This is a genomic window from Sulfurimonas sp. (assembly GCF_014859695.1).
Taxonomy (GTDB): Bacteria; Campylobacterota; Campylobacteria; order Campylobacterales; family Sulfurimonadaceae; genus Sulfurimonas.
On sequence record NZ_JACUTS010000006.1, the window covers coordinates 12,173 to 31,417 of the forward strand.

The 19,245-nt window shown below is 39.1% G+C and carries 18 protein-coding genes; 16 read left to right on the plus strand and 2 right to left on the minus strand.

Annotation, left to right across the window (positions count from 1 at the left end):
* Positions 1 to 63: 63 nt before the first annotated feature.
* The 11 genes from IBX42_RS02500 to IBX42_RS02550 all read left to right on the plus strand — a co-directional run bounded on the left by IBX42_RS02500 (position 64) and on the right by IBX42_RS02550 (position 10,250).
* The gene (locus tag IBX42_RS02500) at positions 64 to 405 is read left to right on the plus strand and encodes a hypothetical protein (protein WP_294928304.1); all 342 of its coding nucleotides are present in this window, start codon (positions 64 to 66) and stop codon (positions 403 to 405) included.
* Entirely contained in the window at positions 405 to 1,292 is an 888-nt protein-coding gene (locus tag IBX42_RS02505; protein ID WP_294928307.1) for a polyprenyl synthetase family protein, read from the plus strand. The genes IBX42_RS02500 and IBX42_RS02505 overlap by 1 nt, the downstream gene beginning before the upstream one ends.
* The gene (hemA, locus tag IBX42_RS02510; protein WP_294928309.1) at positions 1,292 to 2,590 is read left to right on the plus strand and encodes a glutamyl-tRNA reductase; all 1,299 of its coding nucleotides are present in this window, start codon (positions 1,292 to 1,294) and stop codon (positions 2,588 to 2,590) included. Before IBX42_RS02505 ends, hemA begins: the two co-directional genes overlap by 1 nt.
* Positions 2,591 to 3,898 carry a proline--tRNA ligase gene (gene proS / locus IBX42_RS02515; protein ID WP_294928312.1) on the plus strand — a complete coding sequence of 436 codons (1,308 nt, stop codon included), beginning with the start codon at positions 2,591 to 2,593 and terminating at the stop codon, positions 3,896 to 3,898.
* Entirely contained in the window at positions 3,898 to 4,326 is a 429-nt protein-coding gene (locus IBX42_RS02520) for an FxsA family protein (protein ID WP_294928315.1), read from the plus strand. Before proS ends, IBX42_RS02520 begins: the two co-directional genes overlap by 1 nt.
* On the plus strand, positions 4,289 to 5,110 hold the full coding sequence (locus tag IBX42_RS02525; RefSeq protein ID WP_294928318.1) for a thioredoxin domain-containing protein: 822 nt from the start codon (positions 4,289 to 4,291) through the stop codon (positions 5,108 to 5,110). Before IBX42_RS02520 ends, IBX42_RS02525 begins: the two co-directional genes overlap by 38 nt.
* Positions 5,110 to 6,051: a hydroxymethylbilane synthase gene (gene hemC, locus IBX42_RS02530; protein ID WP_294928321.1), complete on the plus strand. Its 942-nt coding sequence runs from the start codon at positions 5,110 to 5,112 to the stop codon at positions 6,049 to 6,051. Before IBX42_RS02525 ends, hemC begins: the two co-directional genes overlap by 1 nt.
* A gap of 1 nt (position 6,052) precedes the next feature.
* A complete protein-coding gene (locus tag IBX42_RS02535) occupies positions 6,053 to 7,867 on the plus strand; it encodes a menaquinone biosynthesis decarboxylase (RefSeq protein ID WP_294928324.1) in 1,815 nt (604 codons plus the stop codon).
* A gap of 84 nt (positions 7,868 to 7,951) precedes the next feature.
* Entirely contained in the window at positions 7,952 to 8,287 is a 336-nt protein-coding gene (locus IBX42_RS02540) for a cytochrome C (RefSeq protein WP_294928327.1), read from the plus strand.
* 116 nt (positions 8,288 to 8,403) lie between these two features.
* On the plus strand, positions 8,404 to 9,783 hold the full coding sequence (argH, locus tag IBX42_RS02545) for an argininosuccinate lyase (RefSeq protein WP_294928330.1): 1,380 nt from the start codon (positions 8,404 to 8,406) through the stop codon (positions 9,781 to 9,783).
* Between the two features lie 2 nt (positions 9,784 to 9,785).
* Complete coding sequence (locus IBX42_RS02550; RefSeq protein WP_294928333.1) at positions 9,786 to 10,250, plus strand: OsmC family protein; 465 nt, start codon at positions 9,786 to 9,788, stop codon at positions 10,248 to 10,250.
* 79 nt (positions 10,251 to 10,329) lie between these two features.
* Here the strand turns inward: IBX42_RS02550 and IBX42_RS02555 are convergent, their stop codons facing one another.
* Positions 10,330 to 11,514 carry a murein transglycosylase domain-containing protein gene (locus IBX42_RS02555; protein WP_294928336.1) on the minus strand — a complete coding sequence of 395 codons (1,185 nt, stop codon included), beginning with the start codon at positions 11,512 to 11,514 and terminating at the stop codon, positions 10,330 to 10,332.
* A 6-nt stretch (positions 11,515 to 11,520) separates the two neighbouring features.
* Positions 11,521 to 11,877, minus strand: coding sequence for a histidine triad nucleotide-binding protein (locus tag IBX42_RS02560; protein ID WP_294928339.1), 357 nt, complete (start codon positions 11,875 to 11,877; stop codon positions 11,521 to 11,523).
* A gap of 124 nt (positions 11,878 to 12,001) precedes the next feature.
* On the opposite strand from IBX42_RS02560, the gene pheS reads away from it, so the two are divergent.
* From pheS to IBX42_RS02585, 5 genes are all read left to right on the plus strand, one after another.
* The gene (gene pheS, locus IBX42_RS02565; RefSeq protein ID WP_294928342.1) at positions 12,002 to 12,994 is read left to right on the plus strand and encodes a phenylalanine--tRNA ligase subunit alpha; all 993 of its coding nucleotides are present in this window, start codon (positions 12,002 to 12,004) and stop codon (positions 12,992 to 12,994) included.
* Positions 12,991 to 15,330 carry a phenylalanine--tRNA ligase subunit beta gene (gene pheT, locus IBX42_RS02570; RefSeq protein WP_294928345.1) on the plus strand — a complete coding sequence of 780 codons (2,340 nt, stop codon included), beginning with the start codon at positions 12,991 to 12,993 and terminating at the stop codon, positions 15,328 to 15,330. The genes pheS and pheT overlap by 4 nt, the downstream gene beginning before the upstream one ends.
* Complete coding sequence (gene aroA, locus IBX42_RS02575) at positions 15,327 to 16,607, plus strand: 3-phosphoshikimate 1-carboxyvinyltransferase (RefSeq protein ID WP_294928348.1); 1,281 nt, start codon at positions 15,327 to 15,329, stop codon at positions 16,605 to 16,607. The genes pheT and aroA overlap by 4 nt, the downstream gene beginning before the upstream one ends.
* Positions 16,608 to 17,444: a 4-hydroxy-3-methylbut-2-enyl diphosphate reductase gene (locus tag IBX42_RS02580; RefSeq protein ID WP_294928351.1), complete on the plus strand. Its 837-nt coding sequence runs from the start codon at positions 16,608 to 16,610 to the stop codon at positions 17,442 to 17,444.
* Between the two features lie 140 nt (positions 17,445 to 17,584).
* Positions 17,585 to 19,240: a 30S ribosomal protein S1 gene (locus IBX42_RS02585; RefSeq protein WP_294928354.1), complete on the plus strand. Its 1,656-nt coding sequence runs from the start codon at positions 17,585 to 17,587 to the stop codon at positions 19,238 to 19,240.
* The last annotated feature ends 5 nt before the right edge of the window (positions 19,241 to 19,245 follow it).

Genomic DNA, 19,245 nt, shown 5'->3' on the forward strand with positions numbered 1-19,245 from the left:
TTTACTCTCTTGCTACTTAGTTTTAGTTTCATATTTGCCAATAATTTTGTACAAAGCAGAGAAATGTCACTGAAAAAAGATGAGCAAAAGAAAATTCTTGTAAAATATGACAACAGAGAGAAAGTTTTTAAATTTAGATGGACGCTCTATAAAAACGGCGGATTGGTAGTTTTTAGATCATACGACAAAGTTGTTGCTCAAAATGTACTCTACTCAAGGCATAAAAACCAAAGTTTCAGAGTTGAGTTAAAGCCAAGAGGCACCGATTTTTATAAAGTGCCTTACATGTTAGTAAAATTTAAAGAGTTTGATCAAAAGTCACAAGAAGCAAAATTCGAAATATTTTTATCGGATGATAGAGGGCAGATAGTGCTTGAAGATTTAAAAACGCTTAAAGAGGGATGATGCAAAGAGTTGAGAGCGAAATAGCAAGATTGATTAGGGAGATAGAGTATGACGAAGTAACACGTCTTTTTAGTACGCTTTCAGGCGGTAAAAGACTCCGCGCAAAATTGATTTTAAAGATAGCCGATACAAATGAAAGAGCTCCTCTTTTAGCAGCTATTGTTGAGCTTATCCACGCTGCGAGCCTGCTTCATGATGATGTAATAGATGAAGCAACCCTAAGACGCGGAGCTGCTTCTGTGAATGCAACTGAGGGAAGTAAAAATGCCGTGATGCTAGGAGATATTTTATACTCCAAGGCTTTTAGTGAGCTGGTCTCGTTTGATAGAGATATTGCCAAGATAATTGCTTCAAGTGTTACCGCCTTAAGCAAGGGTGAGATGATGGATGTTAAAATGGCTGAGAGTTTTAATGATGATGAAGAGAAATATCTTGAGATGCTATACCTTAAAACAGCCACCCTTATTGAAGCTGCAGCTCAAGGGGCTGCCATTTTAGAAGGCAAAGACCCAATCTCTCACGCACTTTATGGAAGAAATCTAGGGCTCTCTTTTCAGATAATAGACGACATACTCGACATCACAAGCGACGAAACAACTCTTGGAAAACCTGCAATGAATGATTTTGTAGAAGGTAAATGCACACTGCCGTATATTTATCTTTACAGAGTCATGCATAACGACGAGAAAGAGAAGCTAAAAAATCTTCATGCTAAAGTTTTAAGCGAAGATGAGAGCGCATGGATCAGAGAGAGGATGCAAGAGCACAAAGCAATTGAAAAATCTTTTGAGTTGGCGCAAAAATTATCAGACGAGGCGATGAATGCGATGAGAGATGACGAACAGCTCATAAATATTTTACAGAATATGATAAAAAGAAGTTATTGATGCACTATTTAAATATAAGTTTTTCACATAAAAACTCAACAATGGAAGTTAGAGAGAAACTCTCTTACAAAGATGAACAGGCAAAAAGGGGATGTTTGACTAAGTTAAACGCTAGTCCCGCAATAAACGAGTCGATTTTAATCTCTACGTGTAATCGTATGGAAGTATTTTGCAGCTGCAGCGATGTAGAAGTCGCAACTCGGCATATTTTTGAGATGCTGACGGCAAGATCCGGCATCTCAATCGATGAGCTTGAGGGAAGGGCGAGCATATTTGATGACAGCAGCGCCATTCATCATATATTTTCCGTTGCATCATCTCTTGACTCCATGGTTGTCGGCGAGACGCAAATCGCGGGACAGCTAAAAGATGCTTTTAGATTCTCATACGACAAGTGTTTTTGCGGTCAAAAGCTAGCTCGTGCAATGCACCATGCTTTTAAATGTGCGGCAAAAGTTAGAAATGCAACCGATATATCTTCAAAACCGGTTTCAATAGCGAGCGTAGCAGTTGCAAAACTAAAGTCTGTTTTAGAGAGTGTTGAGGGTAAAAAAGCTTTAGTTATCGGAGTCGGAGAGATGTCTGAGATTACAGCTAAACATCTTATCTCCAGCGGTGCCGATGTCTATATTATGAACAGAACAGCTAGCAAGGCTAAAAAATTGGCAGAGGAGTGCGGTGCTAAAACTTTGGATATGTGCGAACTTCCAAAAGCAGTAAATGAGTTTGAGATTCTTTTTACCGCGACTTCAGCCTCAGAACCTATAATAACAGATGAGATTATTGAGACGCGTGATTTTGACAGATTTTGGTTTGATATGGCGCTTCCGCGTGACATCAATTACCATAAAGGCGAGCGAATAAACCTCTATGTAATCGATGATTTGAAGAATATTGTAGATGAAAATATGTCTCTTCGTGAAGATAGCGCAAGAAAGGCTCACACCATTGTGGGCAGAAGTACCGTAGAGTTTTTTGAGTGGTTAAACACCTTAAATATTGAGCCTATGATTAAAGAGATATATGAAAAAGCTTTTGAAGCCGTAAGATTAGAGACGCAAAGAGTTATAAAAAAAGGGTTTGTTCCAAAAGAGTATGAGGCGCAAATTACCAAGATGAGCGAGCAGACGATGAAGAGATTCCTTCATGAAATGACCTCAAAAATGCGCAGTATTTCAGAAGAGTCAAAAGCGGACATGGTAACGAGTGCTCTACAGTTTTTAATACAAAAAGATAAGAAAGATATGCCGGATAAATATAAATGTGAGCATGCCTTAAACATTATAGAAGGAAAATAATTGAGAAGAAGCAGAGCGTTTGTCCCGACAACAAAAGAGGCACCATCCGATGCAACACTGCCAAGCCATAAATTTTTACTCAGAGGCGGTTTTATAAACAGCCAAGGTGCCGGACTTTATAATTTTATGCCTTTGGGCAAGATTGTGTTAGAAAAAATCAGAGCAATTGTGAAAGAGGAGTTGGACCTTGCAGGGTCTCAAGAGGTACAGCTGAGCTTTGTAACGCCAATCGGGCTATGGGAGCGAAGCGGCAGATCTGAAACTATGGGAAAAGAGATGCTCCGTATAAAAGACAGACATGCAAGTGAGTTTGTGCTTAGTCCCACAAATGAAGAAGCTATGGTTGAGATGGTAAAAAACAGAGTTACTAGCTACAAAGACCTTCCTCTGAATCTCTACCAGATTAACACCAAATTTCGTGATGAAGCAAGACCAAGATACGGGCTTATGCGCGGTCGTGAATTTTTAATGAAAGACGGATACTCTTTTCACTCATCTGTAGAGGATATGATTAGAGAATTCGATCTTATGGAAGCGACTTATAAAAAAATCTTTACAAGGCTCGGGCTTGATTTTAGAGTAGTTGCGGCTGATAGCGGGGCAATCGGCGGAGAGGGCAGCAAAGAGTTTCATGTTTTGGCAAATAGCGGCGAAGACACCCTTGTTGTATGTGAAGCTTGTGACTATGGTGCAAATATAGAGACTATCTATGAGAGCGAAGAGGAGATCGATGCTCTTAAGGCGAAATCTTATGAGGAGATTCAAGAGCTAAGTATTGAAAAACGCTGCTCTTGCGGATCTGAACTCCATTTCAAAAAGGGGATTGAAGTTGGGCATATCTTTCAGCTTGGCACCAAATACTCATCGGCTCTAGAAGCACACTTTAATGATGAAAACGGCAGAGCAAAACCTTTTGAGATGGCAACATTCGGCATAGGCGTAAGCAGACTTGTGGCAGCCGTTATTGAGCAAAATCATGATGAAGAGGGGTGTGTCTGGACAAAATCAACTGCTCCATACATGCTAAATATCTTAGTCTCAAACATAAAAGATGATGCTCAAAACTCTCTTGGCGAAGAGCTTTACAACAGACTAAAGGGCGCAGGCATAGAGGTTACAATAGATGATAGAAAAGAGAGATTCGGTTTTAAGATGAAAGATGCAGAGCTTATAGGTTTTCCATACACCGTCATAGTAGGAAAAGAGCTTGAGAACGGCATAGTTGAGATATTTGATAGAAAAACAAAAGAGAACACTCCTGTAAACGCGGATGAAGTTTATGAAAAAATAACGGAACTTCTTAAGTAATGATATATTTTATAGTTTATCTCTTTTTGGAAGTAATTATCTCGGTAAACATATCATCTGCCATCGGCGGATTGGCAACATTCTTTGAGATACTCATCAGCGCATCTGTAGGTTTGATGATATTGGCAAATTTCAAAGCAACGCTTAGAGAAAATTTTATGGCTGTGTCATACAGCTGTATTGATTTAGAGCAGTTTCAAAGACTTAACCTCTTTACTATTTTTGGAGCGATTTTGCTTATAGTTCCCGGTTTTTTAACGGATATAGTAGGGGCTTTGCTACAGTTTAGTATATTTACGACTATGCTTGTTAATCGTTATAATGTAAAATCAGAGAGATGTAAAAAAGAAGAAGAATACAACAGTTTAAAAAAGGATAATGATGTCATTGATGTTGAAATTATTAGCGACAATACTAATAACAAGTAGTTTTGCATACGCGCAAGATTTAAATCAAAAAATAGAGACTTTTATAGAGAATAGTTTTGATAATAATCCAAACGTAAAATCTATGAATGTTAGAATTTTGAGTAAAAATAGAGTCCAAGGACATGAAAATTGGAGCGCGTATATCGTCGAGTTGGATGCTATTTTAAAAAAAGATGGGCGACAGGTAGTTCAAAAGATGCTCTGGTTCTCAGATGGAGAGGTTATAACAAAAGAGCTCTTTGATATAAAAAGTGCCAAAGAGATGGGTGATTTTGTCTCTATTCCTTTTAAAGAGGAGTATTACAAAAGAGAGAACCTGATCTCAGGAAATACAAATGCAAAATACAGAGTTGCAATTTTCTCAGATCCGCTATGTCCGTTTTGCAAATCTTACGTTCCCGAAGCAATCAATCATATGAAAAAAGAGCCTAATAAATATGCCCTATATTATTATCACTTCCCACTAGAGACGCTTCACCCGGCTGCAGTTGAGTTGGTCAAGGCGGCTATTGCGCTTGAGTTAAAGGGGAGAAAAAACGTAGTCCTTGATCTCTACAAAGTCAAGGTAGATCCAAAAGAGAGATCTCATGAGAAGATTTTAGCAGAGTTCAACAAGGCTATGAACTCAAACATCAAGCCGTTTGAACTTCTCTCAAAAGAGGTTACGGCTCATTTTAAGAGTGATATGGAGATAGCAGATATGATGATGGTCAACGGTACTCCAATGGTCTTCTTTGACGGAAAACTAGATAAAACAAAAATGAAATATAAAGAGGCAAAATAATGGAAAAATTGGTAATAGCGACAAGGGGTTCACAGCTCGCACTTTGGCAGTCAAATCATATAAAGGCTATTTTAGAGGAGCAAAATCCCGGTTTAGAGGTTGAGCTTAATATTATAGTGACGACTGGAGACAGGATTCAAGACAGAGCACTTTCAAAAATAGGGGGCAAGGGTCTGTTTTTAAAAGAGCTTGAGGAGGCGATGCTAAGAGGCGAGGCGCAAATTGCTGTTCACTCACTTAAAGATGTTCCGACTGTAATGCCTGATGGGCTTCTTTTGGCAGCAATTACAGAGAGAGAGGATTGCAGAGATGCACTTCTTTCCCAAAAGTACGCAAACATCGATTCGCTTCCACGGGGTGCTGTAGTTGGAACATCTTCTCTTCGCCGCCGTATGCAGATAGAGAAACTTCGTCCTGATTTAACCATCAAAGATTTAAGAGGCAATGTAGACACAAGAATAAGAAAGCTAAAAGATGGAGAGTTTGATGCTATTATTTTAGCGGCAGCGGGTATAAACAGACTCTCACTACTTGATGCAGTTCAACATGTCTACCCAATTTCATTAGATGAGATGATTCCATCTATGGGGCAGGGAGCGCTAGGAATTGAAGCGGTAAATGATGCGGAGGTTTTAAAAATAGTTGCCGGACTTGAAGATGAGTACAGCAGAATAGAGACAACTATTGAGAGATCTTTTGTTGATGTTCTTGAGGGCGGATGTCAGGTGCCAATCGGTGTAAATGCATCTGTTTTAGAGGATGGAAACGTAAGCATTAGAGCAGTTTTGGGTCTTCCTGATGGAACAGAGATGCTTAGTGATTCAAAAATAACTTCTAAAAAAGATTACCAAAGCGTAGGCAGAGAGATGGCGGCAGAGTTTATAGCAAAAGGTGCTAAAGAGCTGCTTGCACGTGCTGAAGCCATGATGGAAAACAAATAGAATGAAGAGAACCATCGAGCTTCTTAGACAAAATGAAGAACTAAGAGTTATTAAGGAAGAGCTTGATATATATCTTGAAATACCTCACTTGGCTTATGCGGAAGTTAAGAAGAAAGATGGCGGTAAGGCACTACTTTTTACAAACGTAGTCGATAAGAAAAGCGGGAAAAAGTTTCAAGAGAGCATTTTTATGAATGTCTTTGGTTCATACAGACGTTGTGAGCTGCTCTTTGGAAGAAGTATAGAGTCTGTTGCAGATGAGATTACAAAACTGCTTCATATGAAGCCGCCTGAAGGGTTTTTTAATAAACTCTCAATGGCAAGCGAACTTTTTGCTCTTAAAAACATCTTTCCAAAAAAATTAAAAGGCAGCGGCGCATGCCAGCAGGTAAAATATTTAGATAAAGATATAGACCTCTATACTCTTCCGGTTCTCACTACATGGGAGCAAGATGGCGGACCTTTCATTACTATGGGTCAGGTCTATACGCAGAGTTTGGACGGCGAAATGGTAAATCTGGGCATGTATAGACTTCAAGTGTACGATAAAAATCATTTGGGAATGCATTGGCAGATTCATAAAGATTCGTCTCACTTTTTCGACCAGTATCAAAAAGCGGGCAAAAAGATGCCGGTATCTGTTGCAATCGGCGGAGATCCGCTCTACACATGGTGTGCAACAGCTCCTCTTCCATACGGTGTAAATGAGCTGTTGATGTATGGACTTATAAAAAAAGAGAGTGCTAAGCTTGTAAAATCACTCACAACACCTCTATATATTCCCCAAGATGTTGATTATGTCATTGAGGGTTGGGTGGATACTCATGATATGAAAATTGAGGGTCCTTTTGGTGACCATACAGGGTACTATACGCTTAAAGAGTCATATCCCGTTATGGAAGTCAGCGCGATAACTACGAAAAAAGAGCCGGTCTTTTTGGCTACAGTTGTAGGAAAACCGCCTCTTGAAGATAAGTATATGGGCTGGGCAACGGGGAAAATATTTTTCCCTCTCCTAAAAACGACTGCACCCGATCTGCTTGATTATCATATGCCCGAGAATGCAGGTTTTCATAATCTTATTTTAGCGAAGATGAAACCGCTCTATAAGGGGCACGCAAAGCAGTTTATGCACGCTTTTTGGGGTGCAGGACAGATGAGTTTTGTAAAGCATGCTATATTTTTGGACGAAAATGCTCCGACGCTCGAGAACTACGAAGCCGTTGCAACATATATACTTGACAGATTTTCACCCAATTCTCTCTTTATAACAGAGGGAATTTTAGACGCCCTAGATCACTCCTCTCCGGAGACTCTTGTAGGCGGAAAACTCGGAATAGACGCTACGTTGGCAAACAAGGTGGAAGCGCCTCAGCTACTAGGTGATGAAGAGCTGTTCGCCAGAGTCAAGGAGATTGTTCCTGACGCTGTTGCTTTACATCAATTTATGAGAAGAACAAAAAATCCCATAACAGTAATCTCTGTAAATAAAACAGAAAATGCAAAAAACTATTTTGATGCCCTTATAACGCTCAGTATGCATATAAGAGTTGTCGTATTTGTTGATGAAGCAAAAAATGATATATTTAACCCATATATGCTTATTTGGAGAGTTACAAACAATATAGATGCCATGAGAGATATTTTTATCTCTGGATTAATGGTCGGAATTGACGCAACTAATAAGAATCTGCTTGATGGATTTAGTAGAGAGTGGCCTGATGATGTTGAGTGCACAGAGAGTGTCGTAGATGCCCTAAAACAAAAAGGTGTGTGGGATCTAAGCGATAAAATGTATGAAAAGTTTCAATTATAATTATTTAATCTCTTTTTCTGTTATTATAAGGTTAATATAATAAATAGTGATGTAACATAGCTAATCATTATAGGGGTTTGACGTATGAATAAGTTTTTAATGCTCGTCCTTTCGGTAGTTATTTTTACATCGATAAGTGCAAGCGCTGCGATATATAAAGGGCAGAGAGAATTCGTAAGAAATTGCGTCAGTTGCCATAAAGCCGGACAGAGTTATGTTGCAACAAAAAGAAAGATGGAGTGGAAGAGTTATACGAGAGCTAATGGAAAAAGACTTAAAGAGATTCACTTAAACAGCGATAAGGCTAAAAAGTCTCATAAATATTTTGAAAGTAAAAACTTTTCAAAAAATACTAGACATTTAGAAGACTTTTTACTTGAATACGCAAAAGATAGCGGGAACGTACCGGCTTGTAATTAAATATACTTCTAAGAGAGATGTGAAGCATTTGCTTCATCTCTGAAAGAGTCTGCACTTTGTAAAATCACTTAATTTAGCTAAAATACCAAACTTTTTAATCTATTAAGGAAATAATTATGCAAAAATTGTGGTCAGGTCGTTTTTCTGCGGGCGCATCAAATCTTTTAGATCAGTTTAACGCCTCCATCATGTTTGATAGAAAACTTTATCGTGAAGATATTGAAGGCTCTTTGGCCCATGCTGGGATGCTTGCAAAACAGGGCATTTTAACAGCTGATGAGCTTGCTCAAATCAAACAAGGTCTCTCTCAAGTCAAAGATGAGATAGAGTCGGGTGTATTTGAGTGGAAAATATCAGATGAAGATCTTCATATGGGAATTGAGAAGCGTTTAACTGCTATTATCGGCGATACAGGGAAAAAACTCCATACTGCAAGAAGTAGAAATGACCAGATTGCAGTAGATTTTCGCCGCTATGTTCTTCGTAAAAACTTAGAGCTTGTAGATGCCATAAAGTTGCTAATGAAAGAGATATTAGTCGTTGCATCTAAGCACACAGAGACTCTAATACCTGGCATGACGCATCTGCAGCATGCTCAGCCTATCAATTTTGCTTTTCATCTGGGTGCTTATCTCTCAATGTTCAAAAGAGATATAGAGAGATTTGAGAGCTCGTATGCAAGAAATAACGTCTCTCCACTTGGATGTGCGGCACTTGCTGGAACTCCGCATAAAATAGACAGAGATATGACGGCAAAGCTTTTAGGGTTTGAGAGCGTTAGCGTTAACTGCTTAGACACCGTAAGTGACAGAGATTTTGCACTGGAGATTTTGTTCAATATCTCTACTATGATGATGCATATCTCCCGCCTAAGCGAAGAGCTTGTTATGTGGTCAAGCTACGAGTTTAGATTTGTGGAGCTTAGTGATGAGTACTCTACGGGCTCTTCAATAATGCCACAGAAAAAAAATCCTGATGTTCCGGAACTTCTTCGCGGCAAAACCGGTCGTGTTTATGGCTCTTTGATGGGACTCTTGACTGTTATGAAAGCTCTTCCTTTGGCGTACAACAAAGATACGCAAGAGGACAAAGAGGGTGTTTTTGACTCAGTAGAGACGGCAGAGATCTCTTTAGAGATACTAAAAGAGGCTATAAAGACTATGCAGGTAAAAGAGCAAAACATGAGTAGTGCTTGTAAAGTGGGGCACTTAAGTGCTACCGATTTGGCGGACTATTTGGTTCAAAAGTGCAATATTCCTTTTAGAGAGGCACACTTTATTACAGGCAAAGCAGTTGCAAAAAGCGAAGAGTTAAAGATAGACTTGAGCGAAATAGAACTTCACTATCTTCAAGAGATAGATGAGAGAATCAGCGAAGATGTTTTAGAGTTTCTCTCAATAACAAACTCAATGAATGCAAGAACTTCTGCAGGCGGAACATCAACGCAAAGAACTGAAGAACAACTAGAGTATTATAGAAATTTTTTGGAGAAATAGAGATGAAAGTTACAGTATCACATTTAAACGAGATGAAATTTGAGGCTAAAACCCAGAATAGCAGTTTTATAATAGACTGCCCGCAGATAACGCCTGTTGAGTACTTTTTAGCTGGAATCATCTCGTGCAGCGCGACAGACATTGTTTTGTTGCCTAAAAATCAAGGCAAAACAGTTACGAACCTCGTTATAGAGGGGGATGCTATAAGAAACGATGATCATCCAAGAAAGTTCAACACTTTGCATCTCGAGTACAGTTTTAATTCAGACGGTGATGATACGATGGCGGCTCGCTGGGTTATGGCATCTTTAGAGACATACTGCTCTACCATCAACACCATCAGAGACTCTGTAGTTATCTCATACTCCATAACTCATAACGGAAATAAAATCAGAAAGAATGAGAAGATGATATCGGGCGGCGGGAGCAAGATAGATATGGGCGAGATCGAGAGCTGCCCCTCTTAATAGCTGATGTTATGCAATAAAACGAACGTGTCCGTTTTATTGGCAGGGACTGAAGTCCCTACAACCCCATAAACTACGGTTATTGATAAGCTTTATGATAAGAGAGCATTCTTTCTGAGACTTTTTTTAGGTACTCTCTAGGCTCATCATATTTCAAATCTCTAAGCAGTGCATCGTAAACTTTATCCGGCGTCAAAGCATTAATGATTGGAGCAGCTTTGTGTATGTTGTTTGTTTTAGTAAATGCCCATGCGACATTTCCAGCTCCAGTATTATATGCGGCAATAGTGCAATATAAGCGGCTCTGGGGGTCATTTATCTTGCTTAGATATTTATAGTAAAGTATATGCAGGTATGCACTTCCCATGGTAATATTGTTTTTGCTGTCATAGAGATAGCTGCTAGAGAGAAGTTTTTTCTCTTTATATAAAAATAGGTAGCTGTCAATGCCTGCAGTTTTAGGGACTATCTGCATCAAACCGTAAGCCGGTACATGTGATCTTGCTCTTGGATTGTAACTGCTCTCAGAGTGGATAACTGCAAATATAAGAGGTAGTGGAATATTCTGTTTTAACGACTGTTTTTTAACCTCTTCATAGTAAACCCTAGATCTCTTTAACATCGCATCTGAGGGCATTGAGACATTTAGTGTATAGACTCTTGCGCCTTTTACTTTTTCTGAACTGCTTGATCTGATATTCTTATCTTTTGTTTTTTCGTTGACATAGGAGATAAGAGCATCTTTTGAGGGTTCTTTCTCAAATATAACGGTTGAGAGAATAGGTTCTGGTTTGATTTTGGCATCTGCCAATGAAGAGGGCTTTTTTACCTTTGTTAATCTCTGCTCAAGAGGATCGCTCTCATGAGCCTTTTTTGTATCTATCGTAACCACATTAGCAAGAGCTTTTTTTAGTTTTTCATTCGCCTCCTGCTCGGATGAGGCTATAGTTTCAACAACAATCGTCTCATTTTCAAAATCAACGTCTGTTCTGGTTTTTTTATCTTTACTATAAGCTACCCATCGTTTTTTCGTCGACATAATGGGCTCTTCCCAGAATATGCTCAACTCTTTTTTATACTCGTCGTACTCTTTTTGGAGTGACTCCTGATAGGAATTAAACTCATCTTCAAGATCTGTTTTATAGGAGTCAAATTGATTTTTTTGAGCCTCAAAAGTCTCCATCTGCGTGTTTTTAAAATCGTCTGCAATTTGCGCTAAAAGCAGTGAGGACAGAGATAGAGAGATCAGGGTTTTAACGAACATACTGTTTTAAAATTTTCCCATTGGATCTGCGTCGCTTAAGTGTGACCATGCAAGTTTAGCGCCGCCTACTATATGAAAGTGCAGGTGTTTTACCTCTTGTCCTCCATTGTCGCCGACATTTGTTATTACCCTGTAACCGCTTTTATCTATGCCAACTTCTTTTGCAACATCTTGCATGAATTTCGTCATATTTTTCATAGTCTGCGGGCTTACTTCATTAAAACTCTCTACATGTATCTTCGGGATTGCCAGTACATGGACGGGAGCTTTTGGATTTATGTCGTGAAATGCCATAAAATCCTCGTTTTCCAGTATAACATTTGAAGGAATTTCATTGTTTATAATCTTGCAAAATATGCACATCTGTGCCCCTTTTTTTATTTATTGTAACATATAAAAGAGCAAATGAAGCTATATATAAATTATATTTGACTATAATCTACTTCAAAATTTAAGAGGGTATTTCCCTCAAATATGGGTGAGTCTATTGAAAGAGTGGTATGACGCAATAAAAGAAGCACAGAGCGTTGAGCGGATTGAAGAGATCCGCATAGCTGTGTTTGGAAAAAAAGGTGTTTTAGCAGCAGAATTTGCAAAAATGAAAACTGCACCGGACGAAGAGAAATCAAAAATAGCGCAGGAGTTGAACACTCATAAAAATACGCTGATGAATGAACTCGTGCAGAGAAAAACAGTTCTGCAAACATTGGAGTTAGAAGCACTCATGAGAGCAGAAGCAATAGATGTTTCTATGTATAGTTTAAGCTCTGAGTCGGGTGCGCTTCATCTGGTTATGGAGACTATGGATAGAATTGTTGAGTATTTTTCATCTATGAATTTTGCAGTTAAAACAGGAGATATGGTAGAGGATGATTTTAACAATTTTGAAGCGCTAAATCTTCCAAAATATCATCCTGCCCGTGATATGCAAGATACTTTCTATTTCAGAGACGAGATGCTACTTCGCACGCATACATCGCCTGTTCAAATAAGAACGATGATGAGCACTAAACCGCCAATTCGTATGATAGCACCGGGTGCAGTTTTTAGACGCGATTACGATATTACGCATACTCCGATGTTTCATCAGGTAGAGGGGCTTTTAGTCGATGAAGAGGGAAAAGTCTCTTTTGCAAACCTGAAATTTATTTTAGAAGATTTTTTAAAGTATATGTTCGGTGACGTAGATGTTCGTTTTCGTCCTAGTTTTTTTCCCTTCACGGAGCCTTCGGCAGAGGTTGACATTTCGTGTGTTTTTTGTAAGGGAAAAGGGTGCCGAGTCTGTTCTAAAACAGGATGGCTCGAAGTACTTGGATGCGGCATAGTGGATCCGAATGTTTTTGAAGCGGTAAAGTATGAAAATGTAAGCGGATACGCTTTTGGTCTTGGTGTGGAGAGATTTGCAATGCTTATTCATCATATAGGCGATCTTCGTTCACTTTTTGAGGGAGATATTAAGTTACTGGAGCAGTTTCGATGATAGTTACTAGAAGTTGGTTAAACGAGTGGATAGATTTGAGCGGAGTCTCCACACAAGAGCTTATAAAAACATTTAACTCAATAGGTCTTGAAGTAGATAGCGTATCAACGTACGACGTTCCTAAAAAGATAGTATTTGGCAGAGTGTTGGATTGTAAAAAACATCCGGATGCAGATAAACTCAATATCTGTCAGGTTGATTTGGGTTCTAGCGTGCGTCAAATTGTGTGTGGGGCTTCAAATGTCAGAGCAGGTCTTGATGTAGTAGTCGCGACAGTAGGTGCCGTGATGCCGGGCGGGTTGACAATAAAACCCGTCAAGCTTCGCGGAGTAGAATCAGAGGGGATGATCTGTTCGGCTAAAGAGATAGGGCTTGAAGATATTTATGATGGAATAATTGAGCTTGATAGCAGCATCGGAAGTTATACTTTGGGTGAAGAAATTTGTGAGAACCCTATATTTAGCGATGATATAATAGAGATAGAGTTAACTGCAAATCGCGGAGACTGTTTGAGTATAAGAGGTATTGCGAGAGATTTGTGCGCGGCTTATGACAAGTCTCTAAAAGAGGAGAAAACAGATGAGAATGATGATAAAAGGCTAGGAATCGGAAGAATTTTAGCACTATCACATGAGAACAACTTAAATGTAAATCTTCGTTATAAAGCCGTTGATTTAAAAGAGTTGAAACTCCCCTTTGTCGTAAGATTAAGATTGGCGCAGATAGAAAATTCAAGAGAGAGCGATATAGAGTCTCTTATGCACTATGCTACTCATAGCAGCGGCGTTATTTTAAGAGCATACAACCATCAGTTTTTCTGTAATAAAAATGAGACACTTGCAAAAATATCGCTTTGCCAGGATGAGAACGGATATGCCTCTATAATGACAAAAGAGGACAAAAAGGCGTCCACGGTAGGAATAGTCCAAGAAGATGAAGCAAAAGCAACCGATAATGGCGGTATTGTTCTTATTGAGGCAAGTTATATTCCGCCTGATATAATCTCTAAAAAAATGCAAGAGTCAAAGATGATTGCCGGTCCGATGTATTACAGAACATCAAGAGGAAGCGAACCGGATTTGGATGTCGGTCTGTGCTACTGTGTTAGTATACTCGAGTCCAACTCGGCTTCATCTGCTTTTGGCGGTACTATTGAGCTTGGTGATCCGAATGAAGATAAGATTATTAGCGTTAGTAAAAAAGAGATTGATGAGATAATCGGTGCTAATATTGATAAGGCTAAAATTACTAAAATACTTAAAAATCTCGGTTTTGATACAACAAAATCTTCTGCAAATAATTTTGTTGTTTGTGTCCCTAAATTTAGACACGATATAACGAATAAACAAGATATAGTTGAAGAGATTGTTCGTCTTGTAGGGATTGATAATATTCCTTCAAAACCTTTTAGTTTCACTGAGGAGAACAGGCTTAGGGATGACTATTTCACATATAAAAAGAGGCGCGATTATAGACATAAAGCTGCATTTAGCGGCTTTTTTGAGTCGGTTCACTTTGTTTTTGACGAAAAGAGAGTTTTAGAGCAGTATGGATTTGAGACTATCGATGAGAGTAAAGAGCTGCTAAACCCGATTGTCAATACTCTTGACACGCTAAGGTCTACTCTTCTTAGCGGTCTTTTAAAAGCTGCGTCAAACAACTCCAAAAACGGATATTCCTCCGTAAAACTCTTTGAAGTGGGTTCTGTGTTTAACTCTCAAAGAGAAGAGTCTGTGAGGATGGCGGTTCTGTTTTGTGGAGATAGGGAATCGGAATGTTTGTCAAACGCAGGAAAACCGCCTAAAGTGGATTTTGGATTTTTTGTTCAGAAAATCTCTAATATCATAGGAGAGTTTGAACTTAAAGAGTTTAAAACTACACACTCGCTCTCACACCCTTTTCAATCTGCTCGTATTATTATCGCAGGAGAGAGTGTAGGAGAGCTATTTCGTGTTCATCCCGATGTAGAAGAGAGTTATGACCTAGATGCAACTTATATGTGCGAGCTCGATTTCTCAAAGTTGCCAAGCGGACTGAAAACTGCAAAAAACAGCTCAAAGTATCAGGCGTCACATAGAGATTTGAGTTTAGTTATGCCAAAAGAGATGCACTATGAAAAAGTCAAGAGTGTAATAGAAGAAGCCTCTGTTGAGCATCTTGTTCGTTTCTATCCTGTTGACAAATACAGCGATGAATCTTTGGGTCAAAATATGAGTTTGACCATAAGATTTGTTCTGCAACCGATGGATAAAACGCTCGAAGAGGATGATATTACCAAATCTATACAGAGTGTTTTAGATGCGCTAAAAGATAAACTGGGAATTAGTATCAGATGAGCAGTGTAAAAGTTACAAAAGCGTCGCCATTCTCGCTTGCTATATCTGATATAGCGCCTGATAAGTCAATATCGCACAGATCCGCCATGTTTGCAATGCTTGCAGAGGGAACGAGCGAGATAACCAACTTTTTAAGAGCCGAAGATACGCTAAACTCGCTTAATATAGTAAAAAATCTCGGCGCAACAGTGGTTGATGACGGCATAACTATTAAAATAAGTTCTGAGGGTATTAAAGAGAGCAGTGAAATCCTTGACTGCGGTAATTCAGGAACCGGAATGAGACTCTTTTGCGGACTTTTAAGCTCGGCAGAGGGACATTTTGTTTTAAGTGGAGATGAGTACTTAAGACGCCGCCCTATGAAGAGAGTAACTGCTCAGCTTCGTGATATCGGCGCAAAAGTAGACGGAAGAAATAACGGCGATTTGGCACCGCTAAGCATACGCGGTGCGTCACTTAGAGCGTTTGATTATAAGAGCAAAATAGCTTCGGCACAGGTTAAAAGTGCGATGATTTTGGCGGCTCTTAGAGCTGATGGAGAATGCAGTTACAGCGAGCCTGAACTGAGTCGCGACCATACCGAGAGAATGCTAAAAGGGATGGGTGCAGAGATAGAGACAGACGGCTTGACAACCAGAATTAAGCCTATGAAAAAACTCCTCTCTCCTCTGAAAATTAGAGTGCCTGCTGACCCATCAAGCGCATTTTTCTTTGCAGTTGCGGCTGCTATAACGCCCGGTTCCGATGTTCTGCTAGAGGGCGTTACGTTAAATCCTACACGAATAGAGGCGTTTATGGCCTTAGAGAGAATGGGTGCTGATATTTGCTATGAGACGATTGATAACAAGTATGAGCCAATCGGAAATATACGCGTAAAGTATTCTCCTCTTAAAGGTATTGTCGTCGAAGATAATATCTCATGGCTTATTGACGAACTTCCCGCGCTCTCTATAGCTTTTGCATGCGCTGATGGTGTGAGTGTGGTTAAAAATGCCGAGGAGCTTAGAGTAAAAGAGAGTGATAGAATCTCTACCGTGGTTAATGGACTTAGAGCTTGCGGTATTGAAGTGGATGAAGTTCATGACGGCTACAGTGTAAAAGGCGGTGAGTTAAAAGCCTCTACAATAGAGAGCCATGGAGATCATAGAATTGCTATGAGTTTTATTATTGCAGGAATGAAGTGCGGCATGCATGTAACAGATTTAGAGTGCATAAACACCTCTTTTCCAAACTTTTTTGAAATAGTTCAAAAAATAACAAAGGTAGAGTTTTTATAGATGAAAATAGAATTAGCAGAGAGTTACGGATTTTGTTTTGGCGTGAAACGTGCAATTAAAATTGCCGAAGAGAATAAAAACTCTTCAACTTATGGACCGCTTATTCATAACTCAAAAGAGATTGAGAGACTTGAAAAAGATTTTAAAGTAAGTTTAACCGACAATCATAAGAGCTTCTCTCCCGGTGATAAGGCGGTTATCCGCACACACGGCATACCAAAAAATGAGCTCGCAGAGTTAAAAGAGAACAATGTAGATGTTGTAGATGCGACATGCCCTTATGTGACAAAACCGCAGCAGATTTGCCAAGAGATGAGTGAACAAGGGTATGAGATAATTATTTTTGGAGATGAGTCTCATCCCGAGATAAAAGGCGTTAAAAGCTATGCAACATACGGTGCCAGAGTAGTAACATCTCCCCAAGAGCTAGAGGATTTAAAACTAAAAGAGAAGATAGCTTTGGTGGCTCAAACAACAAGAAAAGTTGAAGATTATTTAGAAATTGCCAACTACCTGATTCCGCGTCATAAAGAGGTCAGGGTCTTTAACACTATCTGTAATGCAACATTTGAAAATCAAGAAGCGGTAAGAAAAATCTCAAAAAAAGCTGATGTTATGATAATAATAGGCGGAAAAAATTCATCAAACACAAAGCAGCTTTTTAGTATCTCAAAAGACAACTGCACAGACAGTTATCATATAGAAGATGAAAACGATCTAGATTTTTCATGGTTTGATGGCAAAGAGTTTTGCGGAATAAGTGCGGGAGCCTCTACACCGGACTGGATTATACAAAATGTTGTTAACGCTATAGAGAAGAATCAACAAACAAAATAGAGCTAGAAGATAGCGCCTAATTTCTACATATTTTCATCAGTTAAAATTTCTTTTTATTTTCTTAATTTATATCCAATTAATGCTAAAGTTATCAATAATTGGGTATAATTGCGAAATTTTTATGTAACAGAGGATAGGTAATGGCGTTCGATAACGAATCATTTGAAGAAGAAGAAAATTTTGCGGAGATGTTTGCCGCTAGCGAGAAGCAGCAAGAGACAAGTCGCATTGTAGAAGGTGAGATTGTTGAAATCCAAGCGGATGAAAATAGAGCATTAGTAGGTGTTGGCGATAAACTAGAGGGTATCCTTAGTTTAGACGAAATCAGCGAAAATGGTGAACTTAAGTTTAATGTTGGCGACAAGATTAAAGTAATGGTAACGGGATACTATAACGAGCGTCCTAAAATATCTTACAAAAAGGTACTTGAGCAACAAAAAACATTAGACTTTATTGATGAACACAAAGAAAACTTCGAAGATTTGGTTATTGAAGGTGTTATTACCAAGAAGAATCGCGGCGGCTATGTAGTAGAAGCTGACGGTGTTTCTTTCTTTATGCCTCGTTCATTGGCTGCTTTTAAAGAGACAGACGAGGTTGTAGGTCGTAAGATAAAAGCTCAGGTTGTTAAAATTGATGAAGAGCAAAACTCTATAGTTGTCTCTCGTCGTAAGCTTTTTAACGATGAGCGCAAAAAGAAAAAAGAGATTATTGACAAGTTGATGGAAGATGACTCAATCGTAGAGGGAACTATCAAGAAGATAACAAGCTACGGTATGTTTGTAGATGTTGGCGGTGTAGATGGACTTGTTCACTACAACGAAATCAGCTACAAAGGTCCTGTCAACCCATCTAAACTCTATAAAGAGGGCGATACGGTAGGGGTTAAAGCAATCTCTTATGATAAAGACAAAAGACATCTTTCTCTCTCAATCAAAGCTGTGCATTCTGATCCATGGGAAGAGGTAGAGAGCGAACTAGATGAAGGCGATACGATTACCGTAACTGTTTCAAATATTGAAGCATACGGTGTTTTTGTTGACTTAGGAAATGACATCGAGGGCTTCTTACATATATCTGAAATCTCATGGGACAAAAACGTTAAAAACCCAGGTGACTACCTAACATTAGGGCAAGAGATAGATGTTGAAGTTATTGAGATTAATCCTAAAACTCACAAGCTTCGCGTTTCTTTGAAAAAACTTCTTCCAAAGCCGTTTGACGAATTTGTGAAAAACCACAGAGAGGGAGATGTTGTAACCGGAACTGTTACATCACTGACTGATTTTGGAGCATTTGTGCGTATCGACGGCGTTGAGGGTCTTCTTCATAACCAAGATATTTCATGGGATAAAAACGTTAAGTGTAGGGATGTTTTAAAATCAGGAGATGAAGTTGAAGTTAAAATCGCTAAAATCAGCCCTGAAGACCAAAAAATATCACTAAACAGAAAGGCTCTTTTAGAGAGTCCTATAGATGCATTCGCTAAAACTCACAAGGTAAATAGCGTTGTTACCGGAACTGTTCGCGATATTAAAGATTTCGGAGTTTTTGTATCTCTGGAAGATGGTGTTGATGCACTTATTCGTGATGAAGATCTTGCTCCACTAGAGAAGAGTGAGCTAGAGGTTGGTCAACAGCTAGAAGCAGCGATTGCTGCAATCGACACTCGTCGTGACCGCATCCGTCTATCTGTCAAAAAACTTGATTACATAAAAAACCAAGCAATGCTTGATGAGATCAATGATGATGAATCACACTCTCTTGGTGATTTGATAAAAGACAAATTTAAGTAAATATC